Raw genomic sequence first — 25,027 nt, forward strand, 5'->3', positions numbered from 1 at the left:
GTATAGACATAAGGTGCAAGATGCAAATCCATGCGAAGCGGGCGCTGATCGGACATACCTGGCGGGAGGACGTGCGGATCTCGGTGGCCGGGGGCAGGATTTCCCGCGTCATGCCGGGCGCGAACGCGGCGCCGGGGGATGTGGTGGTGGACACGGTTTTGCCCGCGCTTGGCAATGTGCACAGCCACGCCTTTCAGCGCGCCATGGCCGGAATGACCGAGCGGCGCGCGGCGGGGCGGGAAAGCTTCTGGACGTGGCGTGACCTGATGTACCGGTTTCTGGAGCAACTGACGCCCGAGCATGTGCAGGCGATCGCGGCCATGGTGCAGGTCGAGATGCTGGAGGCGGGCTATGCCTCGGTCGGAGAGTTCCACTATCTGCATCATGCGCCCGGCGGCGTGCCGTATGGCGACCCGGCGGAAATGAGTGTGCGGATCATGGCGGCGGCTGAGGAAACCGGGATCGGGCTGTGCCACCTGCCGGTTCTGTACAGCCGGGGCGGGGTGGATGGCAGGGCGCTGGAAGGCGGACAGCGGCGGTTCGGCAATGATCCCGACCGGTTTCTGCGCCTGCTGGACAGTTGCCGCGCGGCGCTGTCTGTCCTGCCGCCGGATGCGCGGCTTGGGGGGGCGCCGCATTCGCTGCGCGCGGTGGACGCGGAAGGGCTGGCGGTGGCTGTATCGGCACAGGACGGCCCGATCCATATCCATATTGCCGAGCAAATGCAGGAGGTTGATGACATTCTGGCCGCCTGCGGCGCGCGGCCTGTCGAGTGGTTGCTGGCGCAGCACGCGGTGGATGCGCGCTGGTGCCTGATCCATGCCACCCATATGAGCGCGACGGAAACGGCGGCGCTTGCGGCCAGCGGCGCGGTGGCGGGGCTATGCCCGATCACCGAGGCCAATCTGGGCGACGGGATATTCAACGCTGCGGCCTATCTGGAGGCTGGCGGGCGGTTTGGCATCGGCTCGGATTCCAACCTGCGGATCGCGCTGGGCGAGGAGCTGCGGCTGCTGGAATACGGGCAGCGGCTGCGCGAGCGGCGGCGCGCGGTGCTGGCGCCCGAGGGGGCTTCGGTCGGGCGCACGCTATATGAAGGGGCGGCGCGGGGCGGCGCGCTGGCGCTGGGGCGTGACGCGGGCGAAATTGCGCCGGGGCGGCTGGCCGATCTGGTGGCGTTGCGCTGCGACGGCCCGGCGCTGTGCGCGCTGGAGGGGGATGCGCTGTTGGACGGGATGGTTTTCGCCGCGCCCGAAACGGTTGTGTCGGATGTCTGGGCCGCGGGGCGGCACGTGGTGCGGGACGGGCGGCATAAGCGCCGAGAGGTGGTTGCGCGGCGCTATTGTGGTGTGATCGCGCAACTGCGGGACAGGTTGTGAGCGGCAGAGCGGCGCGCCGGGTGCCCTGCCCGATATGTACAGGTATAAGAGCGACATGAGCCGACAAAAAGACAACAAGAGCTTTCGCGATATCAAGGCGATCGTGTTGGAGCGCATTCAAAGCGGCACATGGGCGCCGGATGCGATCCTGCCCAGCGAATCCGCGCTTGTCACCGAGTTTGGCAGCACCCGCACCACAGTGAACCGGGCGCTGCGGGAACTGGCCGAGGAAGGCTATCTGGAGCGCAAGCGCAAGGCGGGCACGCGGGTTTTGCGTGCGCCGGTGCGCCATGCCCGGTTCGCGATTCCGTTGACGCGGGTAGAAATCGAGGGCACCGGGGCCAGGTATCGCTATGCGCTGATCGGGGCGGAGATGCGCGACATGCCGGATTGGCTGCGGGCGCGGCTGGACCTGCGAGGCGCGGCCCGCGCGGCGCATGTGCGGGCGCTGCATTATGCGGATGGCAAGCCGTTTCAATATGAGGATCGCTGGATCGTCGAGGCCAGCGTGCCGGAGGTGGCGGAGGCGGATTTCAGCGATACCGGGCCGAATGAATGGCTGATCGAGCGGATCCCGGTGTCCAATGTCGAACTGAGTTTCATGGCGACACGGGCGGATCAGACGGTGGCGGCGCTGATGGATGCGCCGCTGGGTGAACCGATCTTTACCGCCGAGCGGCTGACCTGGCTGCGGGGGCAGCCGGTGACATTTGCGCGGCTGCATTTTGCGCCCGGCTACCGGATGACGACCCGGATCTGAGGACGGCAATTTGGTTTTGATATCTGCGCACGGGTTCCTTATGCAGGGGCAGGCGAAGGCGTGATGATGAACCGAAACAGCGGCAAACCCGAAAATCCGACCAAAGGCACCCTTGTGGATGCGGCCTATCGGCGGCTTAAGGCCGCGATTCTGAGCAACGAACTGTTGCCCGGTTTTCAGGCCACCGAGCCTGAAATGGCCGCGCTGATGGAGATGAGCCGGACTCCCGTGCGCGAGGCGCTGATCCGGCTTCAGGGGGAAGGGCTGGTGGATCTGGTGCCGCGCCGGGGGATGCGGGTGCTGCCGGTGCGGGCCAGCGACATGCGCGAGATTTACGACATCCTGACCGTGCTGGAATCCAGCGCGGCGGAAAATATTGCCCGCATGGCGCCCGGCGACGCCGAGTTGTCGCCGCTGGACGAGGCCACCGCCGAGATGGAAGCGGCGCTTGAGGTCGAAGACCTGGACGCCTGGGCCGCGGCGGATGACCGGTTTCACCGGGCGTTGCTGGAGATCAACGGCAATACACGGTTGATTCGGATTGTGTCGGCGCTGATGGATCAGGCCCACCGGGCGCGGATGGTGACATTGCGTATGCGAGAGAAGCCGGAACGATCGACGCGGGATCATCGCGAGATCCTGATGAGTTTGCGCGCCGGCGATGCCGCGCGTGCCGGGGCGCTATTTCGCGAGCACCGTCGGCGCGCGGCGGAAGAATTGCTGGCGATTCTGGAGAACTACCGGTTGCCGGTGCTGTGATCCGCACCGGTTTCAGGAGCGCGTGCCACCAAGGGGGCGATTGCGCGGAGTCTGGCCGGGAAGGACGATGCGCGGGGTCAGCGAGACGCGCGCCAGGCTGACGGCGGGGGCGGCTGCCGCGATCATCTGTGCCGCGCGGCGTCCGATTTCGTGCCGGGGCGTCACGGTGGTGGCGATGCCGACGGGCAGGCTTTCGACCAGATCGAGGCCGTTGAAACCGGCGATCATCAGCTGCCCCGGCACGTCCAGACCGGCGGACTGGCAGTGGAACAGGCCACCTATCGCCATGTCGTCATTGGAATAGTAGATGCAATCGAGATCGGGGTGGTGTGACAGCAGCGTGGCCGTCAGATCCCGGCCCGAAGCGACGGAAGAGGGTGCGCCGGTAAGGCGGGAGGCCACCAGCGCCGTGCCGGCATCGGCGAGTGCCGCGCGAAACCCGGCGAGGCGTTTGGCGGCGCGGGTGTCATGGGCAAGATGCGCGCCCACATAGCCGATCCGGCGCCGTCCGGCCGCCAGCAGCGCGCGCGCCATGTCCGCCCCGGCCGCGTCATGCGAGATCCCGACACAGCCATCGACCGGGTCTCCGTCGATATCCATGATCTGCACCACCGGCACCCCGGCCTGTCGCAAAAGGGCGCGCGTGGCGTCTGGCTGGTCCAGCCCGGTTACGATCAGCCCGGCGGGGCGCCAGGACAGCATGTCGCGCAAGAGCGCGGCCTCGGTATCGCTGTCATAGCCGGTAATGCCGAACACAGGTTGCAGACCGCTGTCGGCGATGCCGTCCGAAATGCCCGCGAGCACCTGGGCAAAGACGATGTTGGAAAGGCTGGGCACCACAACGCCGATCAGGTTGGTGGTCTTGGCGGACAGCGCGGTGGCGACGCGGTCGCCGACATAGCCCAGCGTTTGCGCCGCCGCCTGAACCTTGTCGCGCGCCGAGGCCGAGACATCGCCCGCGTCGCGCAGCGCGCGCGAGGCGGTCATCTTGCTGACTCCGGCAAGGGCGGCGACCTGGGCAAGCGTGGGTTTGCGGGGCATGGACGTTTCCGGTTGGGTTTGACGGGGCGGGTGTTGGCTTGATGCGTGTCGGGTTGCCGGGTATTGACTGAATGGTACCGATACCGGTATCGATACCAATCATTAGATACATTTGGTGCGGATCACTCAAGAGGGATGTTCGGGCGACATGGAACGAATTGGCGTGATCGGGCTTGGCTCGATGGGATATGGCATGGCGCGGTCGGCCCTGGCGGCGGGGTTCGAGGTGATCGGCGAGGATTTGGACGCGGCGCGGGCGGCGCGGTTCCGCGCAGAGGGCGGCGCGGCGCAAACCCTTTCCGGCGCGGTCGGGAGCCTGGATGCGGTGGTGGTTGTGGTGCTGAACGCGGCGCAGACCGAGGCGGTGCTGTTCGGGCCGGACGGCGTGGTGGCGGGGATGCGCGCGGGCGCGGTGGTGATCGGCTGTGCCACGGTGGCGCCGGATTTCGCGCGCGAGATGGAGGCGCGGTGCCGGGCGCATGGGGTGCTGTATCTTGATGCACCGATTTCCGGCGGTGCGGCCAAAGCGGCGGACGGGCGGCTGACGGTGATGGCGGCGGGAACGCCGGACGCGTTCGCGGCGGCGCGGCCCGTGCTGGAGGCGGTGGCCGAGACCGTGTTCGCGCTGGGCGACGGCGCCGGGGCGGGCAGTGCGATGAAGGCGGTAAACCAGCTCCTGGCGGGGGTGCATATTGCGGCCATGGCCGAGGCGCTGACATTTGGCATGACCCAGGGGATCGCGCCGGAGCGGTTTGTCGAGGTGATCCGCCAATGTGCGGGGACAAGCTGGATGCTGGAAAACCGGGCGCCCCATATCGTTGCGGGCGATTATGCGCCGCGCAGCGCGGTAACGATCTGGCCCAAGGATCTGGGCATCGTTCTGGACATCGCGCGGGGGGCGAACTTCGCCGCCCCGGTCACGGCGGCGGCGTTGCAGCAATTCCTGGCGGCGGCGGGCATGGGGCTGGGACAGGAGGATGACGCCGCGGTGGCCAAGGTATATGCGCGCAATGCCGGGCTGGTATTGCCGGGAGAGGACGCGGCATGACAACGGTACTGGGCTGTATCGCGGATGATTTCACGGGGGCCACGGATATTGCCGGGCTGCTGGCGCGTTCGGGGGTGAAGGTCTCGCTGCGGATCGGGGTGCCGGACTCTGCGCCCGAAGACACGGCGGCGTTCGAGGTGATCGCGCTGAAATCGCGCACCGCGCCGGTGGCCGGGGCGGTGGCCGAGACACGCGCCGCGCTGCGCTGGCTGCGGGACGCGGGGGCCGGGCGGTTCTTCTGGAAATACTGTTCGACGTTCGATTCCACGCCCGAGGGCAATATCGGCCCTGTTGCCGAGGCGCTTATGGCGGATCTGGGGGTGGATCAGACGATCTATTGCCCGGCCTTTCCCGAGAACGGGCGCAGCATTTTCATGGGCAACCTGTTCGTGGGGCGGCAACCGCTGGCGGAAAGCCCGATGAAGGATCATCCGCTGACCCCGATGCGCGACAGCAACCTGATGCGCCTGTTGGCGCCCCAGGTGACGCGGCCGGTGGGGCTGGTGGATCGGCTGACCGTGGCGCAGGGCGCCGGGGCGTTGCGCGCCAGGCTGGCGGGGCTGCGCGGCGAAGGTGTGGCCCATGTGGTGGTGGATGCGGTGGCCAATGAAGACCTGGAGGTGATCGCCGAGGCCTGCCGGGACATGGTGCTGATGACCGGGGGCAGCGCCGTGGCGATGCCGCTGCCGGGCCTTTATCTGCGCGACGGTGTGCTGGCGGCGGATGCCGCACGCGGTGCGGTGCCGGAGTTGGGCGCGGGCGCGGTGGTGTTGTCGGGCAGTTGTTCGGCAATGACGCGGGCGCAGGTGGCGGCCTATCTGGCGCAGGGCGCGCCGGGGTATCGGCTGGATCCTCTGGCACTGGCCAAAGACGGGCCGCAGGGCGCGCTGGACTGGCTGGCGGCGCAGGATCCGGCCCGCGCGCCGCTGATCTATGCCACCGCCGAGCCGGACAATGTGCGGGCGGCGCAGGACCGGCTGGGCGTGGCGGCAGCGGGCGAGATCGTGGAGGCGACGCTGGCCGCCTGTGCGGTGGCGGCGCGGGACGCGGGCGCGCGCCGGTTCGTGGTGGCGGGGGGCGAAAGCTCGGGCGCGGTGACGCAGGCGCTGGGCGTGTCACGGCTTGATATCGGGGCAGAGATCGCGCCGGGTGTGCCCTGGACCTTTTGCCGGTCCGACGGCGCGGATATTGCGCTGGCGCTGAAATCGGGGAATTTTGGAACGGAAGACTTTTTTGCCGATGCGCTGGCAGGACTGGAGGCGATGTGAGTGAGGAAAGCAAGCTGCGCGAGCAGATATGCCTGTTGGCGGGATCGCTGTTTGATCGGGGGCTGACCGGGGGCAGCACGGGCAACATCTCGGCGCGTACCGGTGATGGCGGGCTGCTGGTATCGCCCACGGGGACAAGTTTCGGGCGGCTGGATCCGGCGCGGCTGAGCCGGTTTGACGCGGCGGGGCAATTGATCGGTGGCGACAGGCCGACCAAGGAGATGCCGCTTCACAGCGCGTTCTATGACACGCGCAGCACGGCCGGGGCGGTGGTGCACCTGCATTCCTGCCATTCGGTGGCGCTGTCGATGATGACGGATGTGGACGCGGATAATTTCCTGCCGCCCCTGACGCCTTATGCGATCATGAAGCTGGGCAAGGTCAAGCTGTTGCCATTCTTTCTGCCCGGCGACCCGGCGATGGGCGCGGCGCTGCGCGGGCTGGCGGGCAGGCGCAGCGCGGTGATGCTGGCCAATCACGGCCCGGTGGTGGCGGGCAAGGACGTGGAAGCGGCCTGTAACGCGATCGAGGAACTGGAAGACACGGCGCGGCTGGCGATGATGACACGCGGGATGAACCCGCGCGGTCTGAGCGAAGCGCAGGTGCGCGCCGTGGTCACGACATTCGACGTGGCGTGGGACGCGTGAGGTTTTCCGCAAATCTGGGGTTTTTGTGGGCGGAGCTGCCGTTGCCCGAGGCGATCCGCGCGGCCAGACGCGCCGGGTTTGACGCGGTGGAATGCCATTGGCCCTATGCGGTGCCGCCGGGCGAGGTGGCGGCGGCGCTGGCGGAAACCGGATTGGAGATGCTGGGGCTGAACACCCGGCGCGGCAATGTGGCTGCCGGCGACAATGGCCTGGCGGCGGTGCCGGGGCGCGCCGCCGAGGCGCGGGACGCGATTGACGAGGCGGTGGCGTATGGCGCGGCAATCGGCGCGCGCAGCGTGCATGTGATGGCCGGGGTCGCGGCTGGTGCGGCGGCACATGCGTGTTTCGTGGCCAACCTGGCCTATGCGTGCAAGGTGGCGGCGGCGCGGGGCATGTCGATCCTGATCGAGCCGCTGAACGGGCATGATGCGCCGGGCTATTTCCTGACCCATACCGATCAGGCCGCCGAGATCATTGCCGAGGTTGGCGCGGACAATCTGCGGCTGATGTTTGATTGTTACCATGTTCAGCGCACCGAGGGCGATGTGGACGGACGGATTGAGGCGCTGTTGCCGGTGATCGGGCATGTGCAGTTTGCCGGGGTGCCCGCGCGTGGCGTGCCGGACGAGGGCGATTTGGCGTATGGCCCGCTATTCGCGCTGCTGGACCGGTTGGGCTGGGACGTGCCGTTGGGGGCAGAGTATCGCCCCGGCGGGCCGACCGCGGACAGCCTGGGCTGGATGGCGCGGTTCAGAGCCTTGTCGTGAGATAGCGCAGGCAGCCCAGAAGTGCGGCGGCGTCATCGGTGATCATCGACACGGGGATTTCCGAAGGGCGGACCACGTCCATGCCGGGGGCGAGATAGGTGCGCGTGAATTCGGGCAGCGCGCGTGAAGACAGCACGCCACGCGCGACGCTGCCGGCAAAGATCAGGCCGTCGCGGGGCAGGTATTCACAGATCAGGGTGCGCGCCAACAGGCCCATGCCGCGCGCAAACAGGGTGATCGTGCGGTTGGCGTTGGTATCGGTTCCGGTGTCATAGGCGCTGACGATGGTTTCGCCGGAGGCGGTTTTGCCCGTCAGCGCGAGGTGCAGCTTTTCCAGGCCAAGGCCGCAGAACATGTCTTCGACCGTGGGGAAGGCGTCGGCGGCGTCGCCCAGTTCGCGCACCAGCAACCGGTAGACCGAGGCGGGGATTTCGGCATGTCCCTTTTCGGCTTCGAACACGGCAGAGCCACCGGCGGGCAATTGCCGGGCCGGGCTGACATTGAAGCCCGTGCCCAGACCGGCCACCAGCGCCTGTCCGTTGCTGAGCGCGCCATGCGCGCCGCAGATCGGGTGCAGGTTCTGGCCCGGAAGGGAATAGCCCAGCGCGGACAGATCGTTGATCAGCTCCACCCGGTCGGCGCCGACATGCGCCCCGACCTGGGGGGCGCTGATGGCCCAGTTGCGGTTGGTCAGTTCGCCCTGATCCTGATGGACGGGCCCCGCGATGGCGATGCAGACCGATGACACGTCCGAGCAATCGTGGCGGGCCATGTAGGCGGAAACCACATCGAGAAAGGCGGCATGATCCGCGTTGCGGGCGCGCAATACCGTGTCGGCGCGCAGGTCCGCCCCGTCCGCCAGGGCAAGCCGCGTGTTGGTACCGCCCACATCGCCGACAAGTGAGATCATGATAGTCCCCGTTGAACCAAGGTCAGCACGCTACGCCTTCAGGTTTCTTGCCAAGGATGATCATGCCCAGAAGGTCGTCATCGGTAACGTCGGACACGTCGACCGTGCCCACCAGCTTGCCGTTTTTCATGACGCTGGCCCTGTCGCAAAGCTGCATCACGTCATGGATGTCGTGGCTGATGAGGAAGATGCCGATGCCTTCGGATTTCAGCTGTTGGATCAGTTCGGCCACCATCTGGGTTTCATGCGGGCCAAGCGCGGCGGTGGGTTCGTCCATGATCAGGATGCGGGCGTTGAAATAGACCGCGCGGGCAATGGCCACCGACTGGCGCTGACCGCCCGAGAGGGCGGAAACCGGATCGTTGAACTTCTGGAAGTTCGGGTTCAGGCGGCCCATGATCTTGCGGCATTCGGCCTCCATCGCGTCGTCATCGACAAAGCCGACCGGCGTGACCAGCTCGCGGCCCAGGAACAGGTTGGAGGCGGCGTCGAGATTGTCGGCCAGCGCGAGGGTCTGATAGATGGTTTCGATATTGTAGCGACGCGCATCGCGGGGGTTGTGGATCTCGGCCTTTTCGCCGTTGACGAAAATCTCGCCACCATCGGCGCGATAGGCCCCCGACAGCATCTTGATCAGGGTCGATTTTCCGGCGCCGTTATGGCCCAAAAGGCCCACGACTTCGCCCGGGTAAAGATCGACGGACACGTGATCCACGGCCTTGATCCCGCCAAAGGCGATGTGCATGTCGCGCATTTCCACGAGAGGGGTTTGCGTGTTCATCTGTGTTCTCCTCGCTTAGCTGCCGGTGCGGCGGCGGTAGACGATATCGATATAGACGGCGAGCACCAGCACCATGCCGACGACGATGGATTGCAGGGGTGCGTCGATGCCGACCATGGCCATGCCCGATTGCAGCGACTGCATGATCAGCGCGCCGATCACGGCGCCGTAGATGGTGCCGAATCCGCCCGACAGGGCGGTGCCGCCGATCACGGCCGCGGCGATGACGCGCAGTTCGTCCAGCGTGCCAAGGTCATTGCCGACCGCGCCAAGGCGGGCCGAGGCGATGACCGAGGCGATGGCGGTCAGGCCCCCCATCAGGGCAAATATCTTGACCGTCAGCAGGCGGGTGTTGATGCCCGAAAGCTCTGCCGCTTCGGGGTTGCCGCCGGTGGCATAGACGTAGCGGCCAAAACGGGTGCGCCGCGAGATGATTGTCATGACGATGGCCACGGCGAGCAGGATCACTACGGGAATGGCGATGCCGTGATTCATGGTGAAATCGTCGGGCACATCCCAGCCGCGGGCCTCGGCGATGCGGGCGGCGGCGCGATCGGGCACCTTGTAGGAGTTCATCAGCCAGGTGAAGCCGACGATCAGCGCCACGACCAGGCCGATCAGCGTGCCCTCGGCCCAGCCCGGTTTGACACGGATGCCGTGGCGTTCCTTGGTCCGGCGGCTGAGCACCATGACGGCGACGGCGGCGATAGCGGCCAGGACACCAAGCGCCCAGCTGAGGGTTTCGCCCAGCGTGCCCTCGGCACCACCGCCAAGAAGCTTGTAGGTGGGATCAAGCGGGGCCACGGTTTGACCGGACGTGACCCACCAGGCCGCGCCGCGATAGACAAGGAAGCCGCCCAGCGTGACGATGAAGGCGGGCACCGTGAGATAGCCGATGACCCATCCCTGGAACGCGCCGATCAGAACGCCCAGGCCGATGCCGACAAACACCGTGATGATCCAGATCGACCAATGGCCAAGCCCCAGGTATTCGGGCAGGATCTTGGCCTGAACGGCGCCCATGACCATGCCCAGAAGCCCCAGAAGCGAGCCGACGGAAAGATCGATATGGCGGGTGACGATGATGAACACCATGCCGGTGGCCATGACCGCGACCGAAGCGGTCTGCACAGACAGGTTGAAGAGGTTGCGCGGTGTCAGGAAGCGGCCATCCGTGGTGATATGGAACATGATCCAGATCAGGACGAGGGCGCCGATCATCCCCATGAGGCGGAGATCAATCCCGAGATTGGCAAAGAACCTTTTTGCCGAGTTTTGCATGTGAACCTTCTCCCAAAGTCCATGATTTCGACGCGAACGGGCACGGCGGGGGGAAACGTGATGTCTCGCCCGCAGGAAACCTTAGCGCATTTTCGTGAAAAGTGTTGGTGTGTCCCCCCGCGCAAAGGGGCGGAGGGACAAATTGTTTACTGGCAGTAGGCGATCGTTGCGCCGGCGCACAGCGCCTCTTTGGTGATCCACTTGGCGTCCACGACCGCGTTCAGGTTGTCCTGCGTGACGGGAACCGGTGTCAGGAAACGGGCGTGCATCCGGGTGCCTGCGGGCGATGTCCAGATGGTGCGGCTGTCGACTTCGGACAGGGTTTTGCCATTGGCCAGCTGCACGGCGATTTCAGCCGCGGCCTTGCCCAGATCGCGCGCGTCTTTCCAGACCGAAACAGTTTGCGTGCCCAGCGCGATACGGTTCAGCGCGGCATGGTCGCCGTCCTGACCCGAAACCGGGATACCTTCCATGCCCTGGGCGGTCAGCGCCGCGACAACGCCACCGGCGGTGCCGTCATTGGAGGCCACCACGGCGTCGACCTTGTTGTCGGTCGCGGTCAGGATCTGTTCCATGTTGCGCTGTGCATTGGCCGGAACCCAGCCGTCGGTATAGGCTTCGCCGACGATGGTGATGTCGCCCTTGTCAATCGCCGCTTGCAGCACTTCCTGCTGACCGCCACGCAGGAAATCCGCGTTCGGGTCGGTGGGCGAGCCCTTGATCATGACATAGTTGCCGGTGGGCTGCGCCGCCAGGACGGCACGGGCCTGCATCCGGCCAACTTCAACATTGTCAAAGGTCAGGTAAAAGGCGCGGCTGTCTTCGATCAGGCGGTCATAGGCGACCACGCCGATGCCTTCATCCGCGGCGGCCTGCACGGCCGGACCAACGGCAGAGGCGTCCTGCGCCAGGATGATCAGCGCGTTCGCGCCCTGGGCGATCAGGCTTTCGATATCCGACAGCTGTTTGGCGGACGAGCTTTGTGCATCGGCCGAGATATAGGTGGCGCCGGCCTTGTCCAGAGCGGCCTTGATCGCGGCTTCGTCGGTTTTCCAGCGTTCCTCCTGGAAATTGGACCAGCTGACGCCGACCACGATTTCCTGGGCCAGCGCCGCGGTTCCGATGAATGCACCTGCGACGATGGCTGTCGCGGATTTCAGAATTCTCATTGTTTTCCTCCCAAAGTGTTGACCTGGGGGGCATGATGAGACGACTCCCCCCGGCTCGTGCAACGATCTTAGCCGATTAAATTTGAAAATCAAATTAAATCGGCTAAGGTTGCAAAAATCCCCGTGATCGACGTTTGTGGAACAGGTCGTGGACGGGGGGTTCACGGGAGGGGGATGGCGGAAATGTCGGTGAATCAAAGAGAAATCGGGCGACGCAGGCTTTTGGCCGAGATTCGCGCGCAAAAGAGCATTCCCCGGATCGATCTGGCCGAACGCACGGGAATCAGCCGTGCCACGGTGACGACGATCACTGCCGAACTGCTGCGTGAGGGGCTGATCGAGGAAGAGCAGCGCGACTCGCCCGACAAGGATACGCGGCGCGGGCGCCCGACCGTAAATCTGCGGATTCGTGGCGCGGCGCGGCTGATCGCGGGGGCCAAGATCTCGAACCGGGCGATATCGCTGGTGCTGCTGGACTTCGAGGGCGCGCACCTTGCCGATCACGAGGTCGCGCTGGACAAGAGCGTGTTCGCGCCCGCCGAACTGGCCGCGATCCTGGGCGCGCAGCTTGACGCGTTGGCGCGCAAGGTGGGGTGCGGTCGGGCGGATGTGTCCGGCTTTGGCATCGGAATTGCCGGGATCGTTGATGCGCCGCGCGGGTTCGTGCACTGGTCGCCGTCGCTGGATGCGCGCAATGTGGAATTCGCCGATGTCATCGGGCGCCAGCTGTCGGTGCCGACCTATGTGGACAATGACGCCAACCTTGTGGCCGTGGCGGAAAAGACCTTTGGCCTGGGGCAGGGGCATTCCGATTTCATCGTGGTGACGATTGAAAGCGGGGTGGGCATGGGCATCTATATCGGCGACGAGATCTACCGGGGTACGCGCGGCTGTGGCGCCGAGTTCGGCCACACCAAGGTGCACTTGGACGGCGCCCTGTGCCGCTGTGGGCAACGCGGGTGCCTGGAGGCTTATGTCGCCGATTACGCGCTGTTGCGGGAAGCGATGATCGCGAGCGGGGATCACGCGGGCATGGTGGTGGACAAGGTGCTGTCAGCGGCGGAGGCCGGGGATCCGGTGGCCAAATCCATCGTGGACCGGGCCGGGCGCATGTTCGCGATGGGGCTGGCGAACCTGGTCAATATCTTCGATCCCGAGCTGATTATCCTGGCTGGCGAGCAGATGTTGTCGAGCCATCTTTATGCCGAAGAGGTGATCGAGGCGATGCGCGGCTCGATCGTGCAGATCGACAAGGCGCCGCCCGAGGTTGTGATCCACAAATGGGACAACCTGATGTGGGCGCGCGGTGGGGCGGCCTATGCGCTGGACAAGGTGCAGGAGAGGGCATTGGCGGATATGGTGGATTATGCTGGGTAAGACGATTTTCATGTGGCTGGCGGGAGCGTCGGTGGCGCTGGCGCAGCCGGTATTCACACCGGTCGACATGCCGCGCCATGAATATGGCGGCGGCTGGGAGCATTTCGTGGGCGGGGGCGTGGCCGTGTTCGATTGCAACGGCGACCGCTTGCCCGAAGTTTTCGCCGCCGGTGGCGCGGGGCCGGCGGTGTTGCTGCGCAACCGGGGCGGCATGGTCTTTGACGACGCGACCCCGGAACCGCTGGCGCTGAGTGGCGTGACGGGGGCCTATCCGCTGGATATCGACAGTGATGGCGCGATGGACCTGGCGGTGATGCGGGTGGGGGAGAACGTGCTGTTGCGGGGCGACGGGGCCTGTGGTTTTGCCCGGTTCGATCCGGCGGGGTTCACGGGGGGCGACCGCTGGACCACGGCGTTTTCGGCAACCTGGGAGGCCGGTGCGCGCTGGCCGACGCTGGCCTTTGGCAATTACGTGGACCGGGACGATCCGGCGGGGCCGTTCGAAGCCTGTGACGTGAACGAGTTGTGGCGGCCCGAGGGCGCGGGCGGGGGCTATGCGCTGACGACGCTGGCGCCGGGGTTTTGCCCGTTGTCGATGCTGTTTTCCGATTGGGGCCGGCAGGGGCGCGCCGATCTGCGGATGAGCAATGACCGGCATTACTATGTGCGTGGCGGTGAAGAGCAGATGTGGGCCATGCAGGCGGAGCCGCGCCTTTTTGGCGCGCAGGACGGGTGGCGGTCACACAAGCTGTGGGGCATGGGGATCGCGTCGCGCGATCTGGATCTGGACGGGTTGCCCGAAGTGTATCTGACCTCGATGGGCGATCAGCGGATGCAGCGGCTGGTCGGTCCGGGGCCGGGCTATGAGGATGTTCCCTACGAGATGGGCACCACGGTGCAGCGCCCCTATGTGGGCGGGGACGGGCGGCCGTCGACCGGGTGGCATGTCAGCTTTGGCGATGTCGATCTGGACGGGCGTGACGATATTTTCGTGGCCAAGGGCAATGTGGAACAGATGCCGGTTGCGGCGATGGACGACCCCAACAACCTGTTGATGCAGCAGGCGGACGGCAGGTTTGCCGAGGCCGGTGATGTGGCCGGGGTGGCCAGCCTGGTGCGCAGCCGGGGCGCGGCGCTGGTGGATTTCGATCTGGACGGGCGGCTTGATCTGGTGGTGGTAAACCGGCGCGCGCCGCTGGAAATGTACCGCAACGAGACCGAAACGGCGGGCAATTGGGTGGCGCTGGACTTGCGCCAGGACGGGGCCAACCGCGATGCCGTGGGGGCGTGGATCGAGCTGCGCGCCGGGACGCGTGTTTATGCGCGCGAGATCACCGTGGGCGGCGGCCATGCCGGGGGCGTGGCCGGGCCGCAGCATTTCGGGCTGGGCAAGGTGGCGGCGGCGCAGGCGCGGGTGATCTGGCCGGATGGCACGGTCAGCGGCTGGGTGGAGGTGCCGGTGAACGCCGCCGCGCTGCTGACGCGCGAAGGCGATGCGGCGGTGGTGTCGGCCTACTGATCGACAGGCAGTCCGCTGGGCACGGAGGCCGGAACCCCCAGTCGCGACCCCGTTGCGCCGGGATCGTTCAAGGCGCGCAGGAAGGCCACAAGCTGATCGATCTCGGTGTCGGAGAGCGGGATTGGTTTCAGTTCGTTGGCTGCGGCGATTGCATCGACTTCGGCGGGATCGGACATCAGCGCGAAATCGCTGTCAAAACCGGGCGGCAGCAAAAGCGCCTGGGTGGGATCATAGGCGCGCAGGGCGGCGACCGGATCAAGGTGATGGCGCACCACGCCCTGGATGGTGGCATAGGCGCCGGAATGACCGTAGGGACCGGTCTCGGGCAGGTTGCGCAGGCTGGGGGTGCGGAACCGGTAAAGATCGGCGTCGTCGCCGGTGACACGGGCGCGGCCGGTATCGCGGTTGTGGCGTTCGAACCGGGCCGCCTTGCCCGGACCGATCTGGGGCATGGCGATGGCATAAAACTGGTGGTCGGTCTGGAACTGGCCGGCGTGGCAGCTGGCGCATTGCGCCTTGCCGTAAAACAGTGCCATGCCGGCAGCCGCGCTGGCGGGCAGGGGCGTGCTGTCGCGCAGAAAGCGGTCAAAGGGGCTGTTGTCGGCGCGCCATTCGTAGCGGATGAAATCGGCGATCACGTTGGCGATGTCGTGAAAACGGATTTCGGTACCCGCGCCAAGCACGGCATCGAACCGGCTGCGGTAGCCGGGGATGGCGGCGACGCGTCTGGCCAGAATGTCCCAGGCCCCGCCGGGGCCGGTGAGAAGGCCCTGGCGCACGGCCTGGGCGACATCGTTTTCCGAATAATGCCCGGCCATTTCATCGCCCGAGAGCACCGGAAACATGGCCTGGGCCGCCAGGGCGCTGTCGAACCCGGCCTCCATTTCCGCCCCGAGCGGGGTGCGGATGCCCGACGGGCGTGAGGGATCCTGTTGCAGGCGGCCGTCGTGAAAGAAGCTGGTGAATTCGGACGCGCCAAGATTGAACAGCGCCGGCGCATTGCGGGGGACGCGCTGTTCGGGCGGATTATCCGGATCGACACGGCGGTCGATGCCCAGACCGGTGGCGCCGTCGCCAAAGCCAAGCGACAGCCCGTCCGCCGTGCCCAGGCGCGGATGGTGGCAAGTGGCGCAGGACACGGTTTTGTTGCCCGACAGGATCGGGTCATAAAACAGCAGTTGGCCCAGTTCGACCCGGTTCATGTCGGGCCGGGGAAAGCTGGCGTCGGCCTTTGGCAGGAAGTCTTTGCCGCCCTGCGCGGCGAGCGGCGCGAGCAGCAGGGCAAGGACAAGCGCGGGCCATTTCATGAGGCGGCTCCGATGGTTACGCTCAGGCGCTGGCGATAGGGCGCGTCGGGCGTGGCGATGATGGAGGGGAAATGCGGGTGGTTGACGGCGTCGGGAAAATGTTGTGCCTCCAGGCAGATCGCGCTGTAGGGGGCGTGGGACTGATCCGCGAGCGGGGTGTGGCGCGGCGCCAGGTAGCGGGATGAATAAAGTTGCAGCCCCGGCTGATCGGTATGCAGCTTGAGGGTCAGCCCGTTGGGTGCGGCAAGTGTCGCGGCGTCGCCGGTCAGGACATGGTTTTCGTCATACCCTTCGGCCCGCGGGTCGGCCTCGGACAGGGCGCGGGGGCGGTTGAAGTCGTGGCGTGTGCCGGCCACCGGAAGCAACCGGCCGGTCGGGATCATGTCGGCGTCGACCTCGGTCACATGGTCCGAGGGGATATGCAGCACATGATCGCGCGCCGTGCCGTGCCCCATGAGATTGAAATAGTTGTGATGGGCCAGATTGATCGGGGTGGGGCGGTCGACCGTGGCCTGCATGTCGTGGGTCAGGGTTGTCCCGGACAGGGAGATCGTGACGGTGAAGTCCGCCCTGCCGGGAAAGCCCTGATCCCCGTCCGGGGAGGTCAGGCGCAGCTGTAGGGCGCGGGAGCCGTCGGTTTCCATGGTCCATAGCCGTTTGCCGATCCCGCCCGCCCCGCCATGCAGGACATGCGGCGGCGTATTGGCGGCCAGCCGATGGCTTGTGCCGTTCAGTGTGAAACCCGCCCCGGCGATGCGGTTGGCAACCCGACCGACAAGCGCCCCGAGGTAAAAGGGATTGTCGATATAGGCGGCGGGATCGTCATAGCCCAGAACCACGGGCACGCGCGCGCCCCGGTGGGGGACGCGCCAATCCTGCGTGATGCAGCCGAGATTGAGCACCGCGACCGAAACATCCCCGTCTGCGAGAACCTGACGGCGGATATCGGCGGGGGCAATCTCGTGTGGCATGTCAGACGAACCTGTTGACGTAGTTTTCCAGAATTTCCTGTCGGCCCGATCTGGGCGAAGGCGTGATCGCACCCGCGTTCACCTTGTCGAAGATGGTGTCAAGGTCGCTGTTCAGCATTGCCCGTGCCTCGGGGGTGTCCCAACCGGCGTAACGCTCTTTGAGCGCGTCCTCAAGCCCGCCGTCCTCGAGCATGGCGGCGGCGGCCTTCAGCCCGCGCGCGCAGACATCCATGGCCCCGACATGCGCCGCGATCAGATCGCGGGCGTCCAGCGACTGGCGGCGCAGCTTGGCGTCGAAATTGGTGCCGCCGGTGGCGAGGCCGCCGGCCTTGAGGATGTGGTAATAGGCCAGCGCCACTTCGGGGACGTTGTTGGGGAACTGATCGGTGTCCCAGCCGGATTGGTAATCGTTGCGGTTCATGTCGATCGAGCCGAGCACGCCCAGCGCGGCGGCGGTGGCGATTTCGTGTTCAAAGCTGTGGCCCGCAAGGATGGCGTGGCCCTGTTCCAGGTTCAGCTTGACCTCGTTTTCCAGCCCGTATTTTTGCAGGAAGCCATAGCAGGTGGCGGCGTCGTAATCGTATTGATGCTTGGAGGGTTCCTGGGGCTTGGGCTCTACAAGGATCGTGCCCTGAAAGCCGATCTTGTGCTTGTAATCGACCACCATGTTGAGGAAGCGGCCCATGTGATCCAGTTCGCGGCCCATATCGGTGTTGAGCAGGGTTTCGTACCCCTCGCGCCCGCCCCAGAGCACATAGTTTTCGCCACCCAGCTTCATGGTGGCATCCATGCAGGTTTTCACGGTGGCCGCGGAATAGGCGAACACGTCCGGGTCGGGGTTGGTCGAGGCGCCGCCCATCCAGCGGCGGTGCGAGAACATGTTGGCGGTGCCCCACAGAAGCCTGACCTTGCGGGTGCTCATCTTCTCTTCGAAACAGGCGATGATCTCTTCGAAATTCCTGAGGCTTTCGGCGAAAGTGTCGCCTTCGGGGCGGATATCGGCATCGTGCCAGCAGAAATAGGGCTGGCCAAGGATGTCGAACATCTCAAAGGCCGCGTCCGCCTTGATACGGGCGGTGGTCATCCGGTCCTGCGGATGCCAGGGGCGTTCGAAGGTCTGCCCGCCGAAGGGATCGTTGCCTTCCCAGGCAAAGGAATGCCAATAGGCCACGGCAAAGCGCAGGTGGTCTTCCATGCGTTTGCCCATGACGATTTCGTCGGGGTTGTAGTGATGGAAGGCCAGCGGGTTGGTGCTGTCTGGGCCTTCATGGGCGATGGGGGCGATACCTTGGAAGAACTCGGTCATGATTGCAGGGCCTTTATAGCGGGGTAGGATTGGGAAAAGGCGGCGTGGGCCGCCATGTAGGCGTCGCGCAGATCGCCGCGCGGGTGGATCGTGTGGGCGATGGCGGGGCGGGTCATTACCGTGTCCGGGTGCGCGCCTGTTGCGGCGCACAGGCCGAGGCGGGCGGCGCCAAGCGCGGCGCCGAACTCGCCCCTGGCCGGAAGCGAAACGGGGATGTCCAGCAAGGTGGCAATCAGTTCGACCCAATAGGGCGATTGCGCCCCGCCGCCGATGGCGATCAGGCTTTGCAGATCCGCCCCGGCGGAGTTGAGCGCATCGAGATTGTCGCGCAAGGCAAAGGACACGCCCTCGATCACGGCCTGGACGAGATCGCGCGGGCCGTGGGCGATATCCAGCCCGATCAGCGCGCCGCGCAAATCCGCATCATTGTGGGGCGTGCGTTCACCGGAGAGGTAGGGGAGGAAACGCAAGCGCCCCGGCCCGCCGATCGCGGGGCCGAGCGTGGCGGCCAGTTCGGCGGGCGATTGGTCAAGAGTACGGGCCAGCCAGTTGAGGCTGTCGGTGGCGGACAGGATCACGCCCATCTGGTACCAGCGCCCCGGAACGGCGTGACAGAACGTGTGCACGGCGCTGGCGGCGTTGGGGGTGTAGCTGTCGCGCCCGGTCAGAAGAACGCCCGAGGTGCCGAGGCTGACAAAGCCCTGCCCCTGGGACAGGGCGCCAATGCCACAGGCGGCGGCGGCGTTGTCACCGGCGCCGGCCGCGACGATCACGCCGGGCGACAGGCCAAGCCGGGCGGCGATGTCCGGGCGCAGCGTACCGATGGGGGCGGTGCCTTCGAACAGGTCCGGCATCTGGTCGCGGCGCATCCCGCTGGCATCCAGCAGGGCCGGCGACCAGTCGCGCGCGCCCACATCCAGCCAGCTTGTTCCGGCGCTGTCGGACATGTCCGAGGCATGGATGCCGGTCAGCCAGAAGTTCAGATAGTCCTTGGGCAAATGAACATGGGCGGTGCGGGCAAAGATGTCCGGCTCGTTTTCAGCCACCCAAAGCAGCTTGGGCGCGGTGAAGCCCGGAAACACGATATTGCCGGATATGTCGCGAAAGCCGGGGGTGGCATCCAGCCGCGCGGCCTGATCGGCGCTGCGGGTGTCGTTCCACATCATGCAGGGGCGCAGCACGGCGCCGGATTTGTCCAGCAGGGTTGCGCCGTGCATGTGGCCGGACACGCCGATGCCGCGGATGGCGGCGGCGAGATCGGGCCGGCCGGCGCGAAGCTGATCGAAGACCGCAATACAGGCGGCTGTCCAGTCCGCAGGGGCCTGTTCGCTCCACCCCGGATGCGGGCGGGCGGTATCATAGCTGGCTTCATAGGCGCAGATGACCTGTTGTGCGTCGTCGATGACGAGCGCGCGCAGGCCCGATGTGCCAAGGTCGAGTCCGACGAACATGGCAGTCCTCCCTGATGTCCTCCAATTTAGTTTGTGCCTCAAATTAATTGGAAGATCAAACAGGAAATTGCCGGATGTCCAAAGTTTGGCGCCGCGCGGTGCCTTGCCGACGGGCGGCGCGGCGGCTTGTATCGCGGGTTTTCCGGTCCAGAATGCCCTTGCAGAGCGGTTCCGGTTGGGAAAGTCTGGTGACTGGCCGGGGAATGGCGACAGGAGAGTCCGGATGAATATTGGCGAAGTGTCGAAACGGTCGGGTCTGCCGGCAAAAACCATCCGCTATTACGAGGATATCGGATTTATCACACCCCGGCGCAGCGAGAATGGCTATCGCGACTTTGACGAGAAAGACCTGCATCGGCTGGCCTTTATCGGGCGGTCGCGGTCGCTTGGGTTTACCATCGAGAATTGCCGGCAGCTGCTGGAGCTATATGGCGACCAGAGCCGCGCCAGCGCCGATGTAAAGCGGGTGGCCGAAGAGAACCTGCGCGAGATCGATGCCAAGATCGCGGATTTGCAGGCCATGCGGGGGACGCTGTCGCACCTGATTGGCACCTGTGCGGGCGATCAGAGGCCCGATTGTCCGATCCTGGAGGATCTGGGACGCACCCGCGCGACGTAAACGGCCCGCAATAGCATTTTTCAATACAGCTCCCGGTGATTTTATTTGCGGTTCCCCCCGTGGTTCCCGACACTGGGGCAGGAACGGAAGGCTGTGTCCGGTGTCGGGCGGCTGCGCGGGCACAAGGCCCGGACAAAGCCATTTTCGGGCCGGTATGTGACGAAATTCTTGACAGCTTCGCAGGATACTGTCGCAGTGGGGCCGGGCGCAACGCGCCGGGGCAGGACCGAAACCAGGGGGATGGAGTGCCGTTTGTCATGTATCAGGCATTGAACAGGGGCATAGGGTGGCTGGCCCGTGGCATCGCCACACTGGGCGGGCTGGTATTGATCGTTCTTATCGTGATGACGAGCCTTTCGATCACCGGGCGCGCCCTGATCTTTCTGGGGCTGGGGCCGGTAAAGGGCGATTTCGAGCTGGTCGAGGCCGGCGTGGCCTTTGCGGTCTTCGCCTTCATGCCCTGGTGCCAGTATAACCGGGGCCATGCCCGCGTGGACCTGTTCCAGCCGGTTTTCGGCGCATTCCTCAACAAGCTGATCGACCTGATTGCGGATGTCATGATGTTCGTGGCGGCCTATGTCATCGCGTGGCGGCTGTATCTGGGCATGATCGACAAGCTGAATTACCGCGAGACCACGTTCATCCTGCAATTCGAGATCTGGTGGTCCTATGCCGCCAGCTTTGTCGGCGCGGCGGCTTTTGTGCTGGTCTCGGCCTTCTGTATCCTGCGCAGCCTGCGCGCCCTTCTTGGCAAACCGACGGACGTGACCGCATGAGTAATATCGAAATCGGCCTTTGGTCCTTTCCTGTCCTGCTGTTGCTGATCTTTATCCGCATCCCGATCGGCCTTGCGATGATGGCGGTGGGCTTTGGCGGGACATGGATGGTGTTCGGATCGACCCTGATGACGATGGGGCAGCTGAAACACCTGACCTATGGCACATTTTCCAACTATTCGCTGTCAATCGTGCCGCTGTTCCTGTTGATGGGGCAGTTCGCGACGCTGTCGGGCATGTCCAAGGGGCTGTTCAAGGCGGCAGAGGCGTGGCTGGGCCACCGCAAGGGCGGGGTTGCGATGTCGGCGATCGGGGCCTGCGCCGGGTTCGGGGCGATTTGCGGTTCGTCGCTGGCCACGGCGGCCACGATGGGGCAGGTCGCGCTGCCGGAACTGCGCCGCTATGGGTATTCCGGGCCGCTGGCCACGGGGACGCTGGCGGCGGGGGGCACGCTGGGCATTTTGATCCCGCCAAGTGTGATCCTGGTGATCTATGCGATCCTGACGGAGCAGAATATCGCCAAGCTGTTCGTGGCGGCCTTTATCCCGGGCATTCTGGCGGCGATTGCCTATATGCTGGTGATCGCCATTTATGTGCGGGTGGTGCCCGGATCGGGCGACGCGCTGGAACCGGTGCCTTATCGCGAGCGGTTCAAGGCGCTGTTCCATGTGTGGCCGGTGATCCTGATCTTTCTGGCCGTGGTGGGCGGGATCTATGCCGGGATATTCACGCCGACCGAAGCCGCCGCCGTGGGCGCGGCGGGGACCGGGCTGGTGGCGCTGGCGTCGGGCGGGCTGAACTGGCACAAGATCGTCAACTCGGTGCTGACCACCGCCAATTCCACGGCGATGATTTTTCTGATCGTGTTGGGCGCGGGCATGTTCAACAGCTTTCTGGCGTTGACCCAGTTGCCGCAGACGGCGGCAGCCTGGGTGACGGAACAGGGATTTTCGCCGTGGTCCGTGCTGTTTTTCGTGCTGGTGCTGTACCTGGTGTTCGGCTGTGTGATGGACAGCCTGTCGATGGTTCTGCTGACGGTGCCGATCTTTTTCCCGATCATGACATCGCTGGATTTCGGCATGGGCACCGAGGAATTCGCGCTATGGTTCGGGATTATCGTGCTGATCGTTGTGGAGGTGGGGCTGATCACGCCACCGGTGGGGATGAATCTGTTCGTCATCAACACGATGGCGCGCGATATCCCGATCAGCCAGACATTCCGGGGCACGGCGCCTTTCGTGCTGGCCGATATCATCCGGGTGGCGATACTGGCCATGTTCCCGTCAATCACGCTGGCGCTGGTCTGGGCGATCTATTGACGCCTGTTTGCAAATCCTGCCGCTGAGCACGGCGGGAGTGCGTCAGGTGAACAGGACTTCGGCGATCAGCTTGAACGACACCAGCGCAAGGGCGATCTCGACAAGCAGGAAGAACACCTTTTCGGGCAGCATCCGCGACACGGTGGCCCCGCTCCATGCGCCAAGCAGGGCAAAGGGGGCCAGCCAGAGACCCCGGGACAGGGTGGCCGCGTTGATCTGGTCGGCCAGGACATAGGGCGGCACCTTGAGCAGGTTGACGATGGTGAAAAAGATCGTGGTGGTGCCCAGATAGACCAGTTTGTCGAGTTTTTGCGGCAGGACATAGGCCTGGTAGGGTGCCCCTCCGGCGTGGCTGATATAGCTGGTCAGCCCGGCCAGCGTGCCCCAGACGAGACCACGCGGCACGTCCGCCGGGCGCGCCGGCACCGGGGTTTTCGAGAGCCGGGTGCGCAGGGCGGTGGCAAGGTAGGACAGGCCGATCCCGGCCACCAGCAGTTTGATCAGATCGCCCGACACATAGGACACAGCGAAAAAGCCGGCGAGGATGCCGGCCACCGCGCCGGGCAGCAGGATCGCAAGGTTGCGCCGCGAGAACGCCTTGCGAAACAGGTAGACGGCATAGGCGTCGGCCACGAGATACATCGGCAGCAAGAGACCGGCGGCGAGGGCGGGATCCATGTAAAGCGACATCAGCGGCACGGCCAGCAGGGCGATCATCGGCAGGCCGCCCTTGGACAGGCCCATCAAGAACGTGGCCAGGCTTGCGACGATCCAGAAATCCAATGAAATGCTCCCTTGTTTCGTGTGGCATAGGGGTTGGATGCCGGGAAGGCAACGGGAATGGCCTGCGGCGACGGGGCGCTGGCGCCGACGCGGAAAATGGCGATGATGGTGGGGCCAGCGAAAGGACATACCGATGACACAAGCGCGCGAAGAGCCGTATCCAGGCATTCGTCATGGCGAAACCACGCTGGCATTCGATCCGGCAGAGCGGGTTGATGCGGGTGTGCGGTTCATTGGCCGTATTCGCACACCCTGGGCGCGGGGCGATTGCCCCAGGAACGTGACCTCGGCGCGCGAACGGGCCGCCGCGGAAGGGGGGCGATTCCGGGTGGAACTGGAAGACGGGTTTGCGCCCGGTCTGACCGGGCTGGATGTGGGGCGGGGCGTGTTCCTGATCTACTGGATGCATCAGGCGCGGCGCGATCTGATCACACAGGCGCCCCGGCATGTCGAGGGAACACGGGGCACGTTTGCGCTGCGTTCGCCCAACCGGCCCAACCCGCTGGCGATGTGTGCTGTCACTATTACCGCGATCGACCCTTTGGCGGGGTGGTTCGAGGTGGACGCGGTGGATTGTTTCGACGGCACACCGCTGGTGGATATCAAGCCGTGGACGGCGGCCGTTGATACGCCCGCCGAAGCCTTGAAACCCTAGGGTCAGGACCCGTTAATCCTGCGCCACTGGTTTAGCAGATTTGCTGCCTGACTACGTGCAATGCCGCAGGAATAGTGGTTCTATTTCAAGGCATTAAAAGGACGTCAGGCGGCAAATCCGTCAAATCCGCAGGACGCCAAATCCACTTCATCTCAGCGGCTTGGCACGCTTGGAAATAGAGCCACTATGTCCGGCGCGCGCCAAACCCCCGATATTTCGTGGATTTGGCGCCAGTGGTGCAGGATTAACGGGTCCTGACCCTAGCGCGCCAGAGGCGGTGACACCAGAAGATCGGCGGGCGGATCGCGCAGAAGATCGGCGGCAAAGCTGCCCAGTTTGTGAACCGCCATGCCGCGTTCATGGGTGCCGCAGACAATCAGGTCGGGCGAGACCTGGGTGATCTTGCTGGCCAATGTCTGGGGCACGCTGCCGACGATGATTTCCGGGCTGACATATCCGGCTGGCAGGTTGCCCGACTGCATCCAGATGTCTCGTTTGCGTTCGGTCTCGGCGCGCACCGCGCGCGACATTTCCGTTCCGTGGGTGCCGCCGGTCAGCCCGGCAAACGGAACGTGCAGCGCGTGAAAGGATGTGGTCTCAGCCTCGGGCGCGATGATCGCCGCGCTGCGCAGCGCGGCGGCACAGGCCAGTGAAAAACTGACCGGGGCGAGGATGCGCTCGTAGTCGCCATCCGCGAAGTCCTTGACGATCAGCACCGGGACAAGGCTGGCCGCGACAATGCGCTCCGAGGTGGATTCGCGCAGGCGATCCAGGAAGCCGCGTTTGCGGTGCACGCCCAGAACCAGCAGGCTGGCCTCCCTGGCGACGGCGAACTCGCTGACCAGTTCGACCGGATCGCCGGACAATACGCTGACCGACGCGCCCTGATCGGCGTCAAGCGCCGCCAGACGGGAGGTCAGGCGTTCGGTGACGCTTTCGCTGAGCTGGGCGACCATGTCTTCGGGCATGGCGTCATCCACGATGGAAATGACATGGGCATGGGCCCCCAGTTTGGCCGCAAGGCGCAGCCCGCGGCGCAGCGCCCGATCCGAGCGCGGGGACAAATCGGTGGCGATGACAATCGTTTTCAATGAAACCTCCTGAATTCTGATGAGCAATGGGAAAACCGCCCGT

At 65.4% G+C, this 25,027-nt stretch carries 24 protein-coding genes; 13 read left to right on the top strand and 11 right to left on the bottom strand.

The annotated features are described in order from the left end of the window. Nucleotides 1–20: 20 nt before the first annotated feature. The 3 genes from I3253_RS03095 (at nt 21) to I3253_RS03105 (ending at nt 2,898) form a co-directional block, all read left to right on the top strand. Nucleotides 21–1,379 carry a formimidoylglutamate deiminase gene (locus tag I3253_RS03095; RefSeq protein WP_197916182.1) on the top strand — a complete coding sequence of 453 codons (1,359 nt, stop codon included), beginning with the start codon at nt 21–23 and terminating at the stop codon, nt 1,377–1,379. A gap of 55 nt (nt 1,380–1,434) precedes the next feature. Next, nucleotides 1,435–2,139: a UTRA domain-containing protein gene (locus I3253_RS03100; protein WP_197916183.1), complete on the top strand. Its 705-nt coding sequence runs from the start codon at nt 1,435–1,437 to the stop codon at nt 2,137–2,139. Nucleotides 2,140–2,202: 63 nt separating this feature from the next. Then, entirely contained in the window at nt 2,203–2,898 is a 696-nt protein-coding gene (locus tag I3253_RS03105; RefSeq protein WP_197922733.1) for a GntR family transcriptional regulator, read from the top strand. Nucleotides 2,899–2,910: 12 nt separating this feature from the next. Here I3253_RS03105 and I3253_RS03110 read toward each other — a convergent pair whose 3' ends face one another. Further along, the gene (locus I3253_RS03110; RefSeq protein ID WP_197916185.1) at nt 2,911–3,939 is read right to left on the bottom strand and encodes a LacI family DNA-binding transcriptional regulator; all 1,029 of its coding nucleotides are present in this window, start codon (nt 3,937–3,939) and stop codon (nt 2,911–2,913) included. 148 nt (nt 3,940–4,087) lie between these two features. Between I3253_RS03110 and ltnD the strand changes: the two genes are divergently transcribed. The 4 genes from ltnD to I3253_RS03130 are packed head-to-tail and all read left to right on the top strand — an operon-like array spanning nt 4,088 to nt 7,669. Further along, nucleotides 4,088–4,987 carry an L-threonate dehydrogenase gene (ltnD, locus tag I3253_RS03115; RefSeq protein WP_197916186.1) on the top strand — a complete coding sequence of 300 codons (900 nt, stop codon included), beginning with the start codon at nt 4,088–4,090 and terminating at the stop codon, nt 4,985–4,987. Continuing rightward, nucleotides 4,984–6,255 carry a 3-oxo-tetronate kinase gene (gene otnK / locus I3253_RS03120; protein ID WP_197916187.1) on the top strand — a complete coding sequence of 424 codons (1,272 nt, stop codon included), beginning with the start codon at nt 4,984–4,986 and terminating at the stop codon, nt 6,253–6,255. The genes ltnD and otnK overlap by 4 nt, the downstream gene beginning before the upstream one ends. Then, on the top strand, nt 6,252–6,902 hold the full coding sequence (otnC, locus tag I3253_RS03125) for a 3-oxo-tetronate 4-phosphate decarboxylase (protein WP_197916188.1): 651 nt from the start codon (nt 6,252–6,254) through the stop codon (nt 6,900–6,902). Before otnK ends, otnC begins: the two co-directional genes overlap by 4 nt. Continuing rightward, the gene (locus I3253_RS03130; RefSeq protein WP_197916189.1) at nt 6,899–7,669 is read left to right on the top strand and encodes a hydroxypyruvate isomerase family protein; all 771 of its coding nucleotides are present in this window, start codon (nt 6,899–6,901) and stop codon (nt 7,667–7,669) included. Before otnC ends, I3253_RS03130 begins: the two co-directional genes overlap by 4 nt. On the opposite strand, the gene I3253_RS03135 is transcribed toward I3253_RS03130, so the two are convergent. The 4 genes from I3253_RS03135 to xylF form a co-directional block, all read right to left on the bottom strand. After that, nucleotides 7,653–8,579, bottom strand: coding sequence for a glucokinase (locus tag I3253_RS03135; protein WP_197916190.1), 927 nt, complete (start codon nt 8,577–8,579; stop codon nt 7,653–7,655). The genes I3253_RS03130 and I3253_RS03135 overlap by 17 nt on opposite strands. A 22-nt stretch (nt 8,580–8,601) precedes the next feature. Beyond that, on the bottom strand, nt 8,602–9,360 hold the full coding sequence (locus tag I3253_RS03140; protein WP_197916191.1) for an ATP-binding cassette domain-containing protein: 759 nt from the start codon (nt 9,358–9,360) through the stop codon (nt 8,602–8,604). Nucleotides 9,361–9,375: 15 nt separating this feature from the next. Continuing rightward, entirely contained in the window at nt 9,376–10,641 is a 1,266-nt protein-coding gene (locus tag I3253_RS03145) for a sugar ABC transporter permease (RefSeq protein WP_197916192.1), read from the bottom strand. Nucleotides 10,642–10,787: 146 nt separating this feature from the next. Next, nucleotides 10,788–11,810, bottom strand: a complete 1,023-nt coding sequence (xylF, locus tag I3253_RS03150; protein WP_197916193.1) for a D-xylose ABC transporter substrate-binding protein — start codon at nt 11,808–11,810, stop codon at nt 10,788–10,790. Between the two features lie 183 nt (nt 11,811–11,993). On the opposite strand from xylF, the gene I3253_RS03155 reads away from it, so the two are divergent. Together I3253_RS03155 and I3253_RS03160 are read left to right on the top strand one after the other, a co-directional pair. Next, complete coding sequence (locus I3253_RS03155; protein ID WP_197916194.1) at nt 11,994–13,187, top strand: ROK family transcriptional regulator; 1,194 nt, start codon at nt 11,994–11,996, stop codon at nt 13,185–13,187. After that, nucleotides 13,177–14,706 carry a CRTAC1 family protein gene (locus tag I3253_RS03160; protein WP_197916195.1) on the top strand — a complete coding sequence of 510 codons (1,530 nt, stop codon included), beginning with the start codon at nt 13,177–13,179 and terminating at the stop codon, nt 14,704–14,706. Before I3253_RS03155 ends, I3253_RS03160 begins: the two co-directional genes overlap by 11 nt. On the opposite strand, the gene I3253_RS03165 is transcribed toward I3253_RS03160, so the two are convergent. From I3253_RS03165 to xylB, 4 genes are read right to left on the bottom strand one after another with little or no spacing between them, the layout of a single operon-like run. Beyond that, entirely contained in the window at nt 14,700–16,013 is a 1,314-nt protein-coding gene (locus I3253_RS03165) for a cytochrome-c peroxidase (protein ID WP_197916196.1), read from the bottom strand. The genes I3253_RS03160 and I3253_RS03165 overlap by 7 nt on opposite strands. Further along, the gene (locus tag I3253_RS03170) at nt 16,010–16,984 is read right to left on the bottom strand and encodes an aldose epimerase family protein (RefSeq protein ID WP_197916197.1); all 975 of its coding nucleotides are present in this window, start codon (nt 16,982–16,984) and stop codon (nt 16,010–16,012) included. The genes I3253_RS03165 and I3253_RS03170 overlap by 4 nt, the downstream gene beginning before the upstream one ends. Before the next feature lies 1 nt (nt 16,985). After that, nucleotides 16,986–18,290, bottom strand: coding sequence for a xylose isomerase (xylA, locus tag I3253_RS03175; RefSeq protein WP_197916198.1), 1,305 nt, complete (start codon nt 18,288–18,290; stop codon nt 16,986–16,988). After that, complete coding sequence (gene xylB, locus I3253_RS03180; RefSeq protein WP_197916199.1) at nt 18,287–19,741, bottom strand: xylulokinase; 1,455 nt, start codon at nt 19,739–19,741, stop codon at nt 18,287–18,289. Before xylB ends, xylA begins: the two co-directional genes overlap by 4 nt. Nucleotides 19,742–19,964: 223 nt before the next feature. On the opposite strand from xylB, the gene cueR reads away from it, so the two are divergent. The 3 genes from cueR to I3253_RS03195 all read left to right on the top strand — a co-directional run bounded on the left by cueR (nt 19,965) and on the right by I3253_RS03195 (nt 22,455). After that, a complete protein-coding gene (gene cueR, locus I3253_RS03185) occupies nt 19,965–20,360 on the top strand; it encodes a Cu(I)-responsive transcriptional regulator (protein ID WP_197916200.1) in 396 nt (131 codons plus the stop codon). Nucleotides 20,361–20,605: 245 nt separating this feature from the next. Further along, entirely contained in the window at nt 20,606–21,136 is a 531-nt protein-coding gene (locus tag I3253_RS03190; RefSeq protein WP_332255727.1) for a TRAP transporter small permease, read from the top strand. After that, on the top strand, nt 21,133–22,455 hold the full coding sequence (locus I3253_RS03195) for a TRAP transporter large permease (protein WP_197916202.1): 1,323 nt from the start codon (nt 21,133–21,135) through the stop codon (nt 22,453–22,455). The genes I3253_RS03190 and I3253_RS03195 overlap by 4 nt, the downstream gene beginning before the upstream one ends. A 42-nt stretch (nt 22,456–22,497) precedes the next feature. Here I3253_RS03195 and I3253_RS03200 read toward each other — a convergent pair whose 3' ends face one another. Then, nucleotides 22,498–23,238, bottom strand: a complete 741-nt coding sequence (locus I3253_RS03200; RefSeq protein WP_232237200.1) for a sulfite exporter TauE/SafE family protein — start codon at nt 23,236–23,238, stop codon at nt 22,498–22,500. Between the two features lie 133 nt (nt 23,239–23,371). Here I3253_RS03200 and I3253_RS03205 point away from each other — a divergent pair, with 133 nt between their 5' ends. Beyond that, the gene (locus I3253_RS03205; RefSeq protein ID WP_197916204.1) at nt 23,372–23,893 is read left to right on the top strand and encodes an SAM-dependent methyltransferase; all 522 of its coding nucleotides are present in this window, start codon (nt 23,372–23,374) and stop codon (nt 23,891–23,893) included. Between the two features lie 260 nt (nt 23,894–24,153). On the opposite strand, the gene I3253_RS03210 is transcribed toward I3253_RS03205, so the two are convergent. Beyond that, on the bottom strand, nt 24,154–24,984 hold the full coding sequence (locus I3253_RS03210) for a universal stress protein (protein ID WP_197916205.1): 831 nt from the start codon (nt 24,982–24,984) through the stop codon (nt 24,154–24,156). Nucleotides 24,985–25,027 lie beyond the last annotated feature (43 nt).

This window comes from Thiosulfatihalobacter marinus (assembly GCF_016019955.1).
Taxonomy (GTDB): Bacteria; Pseudomonadota; Alphaproteobacteria; order Rhodobacterales; family Rhodobacteraceae; genus Shimia; species Shimia marinus_A.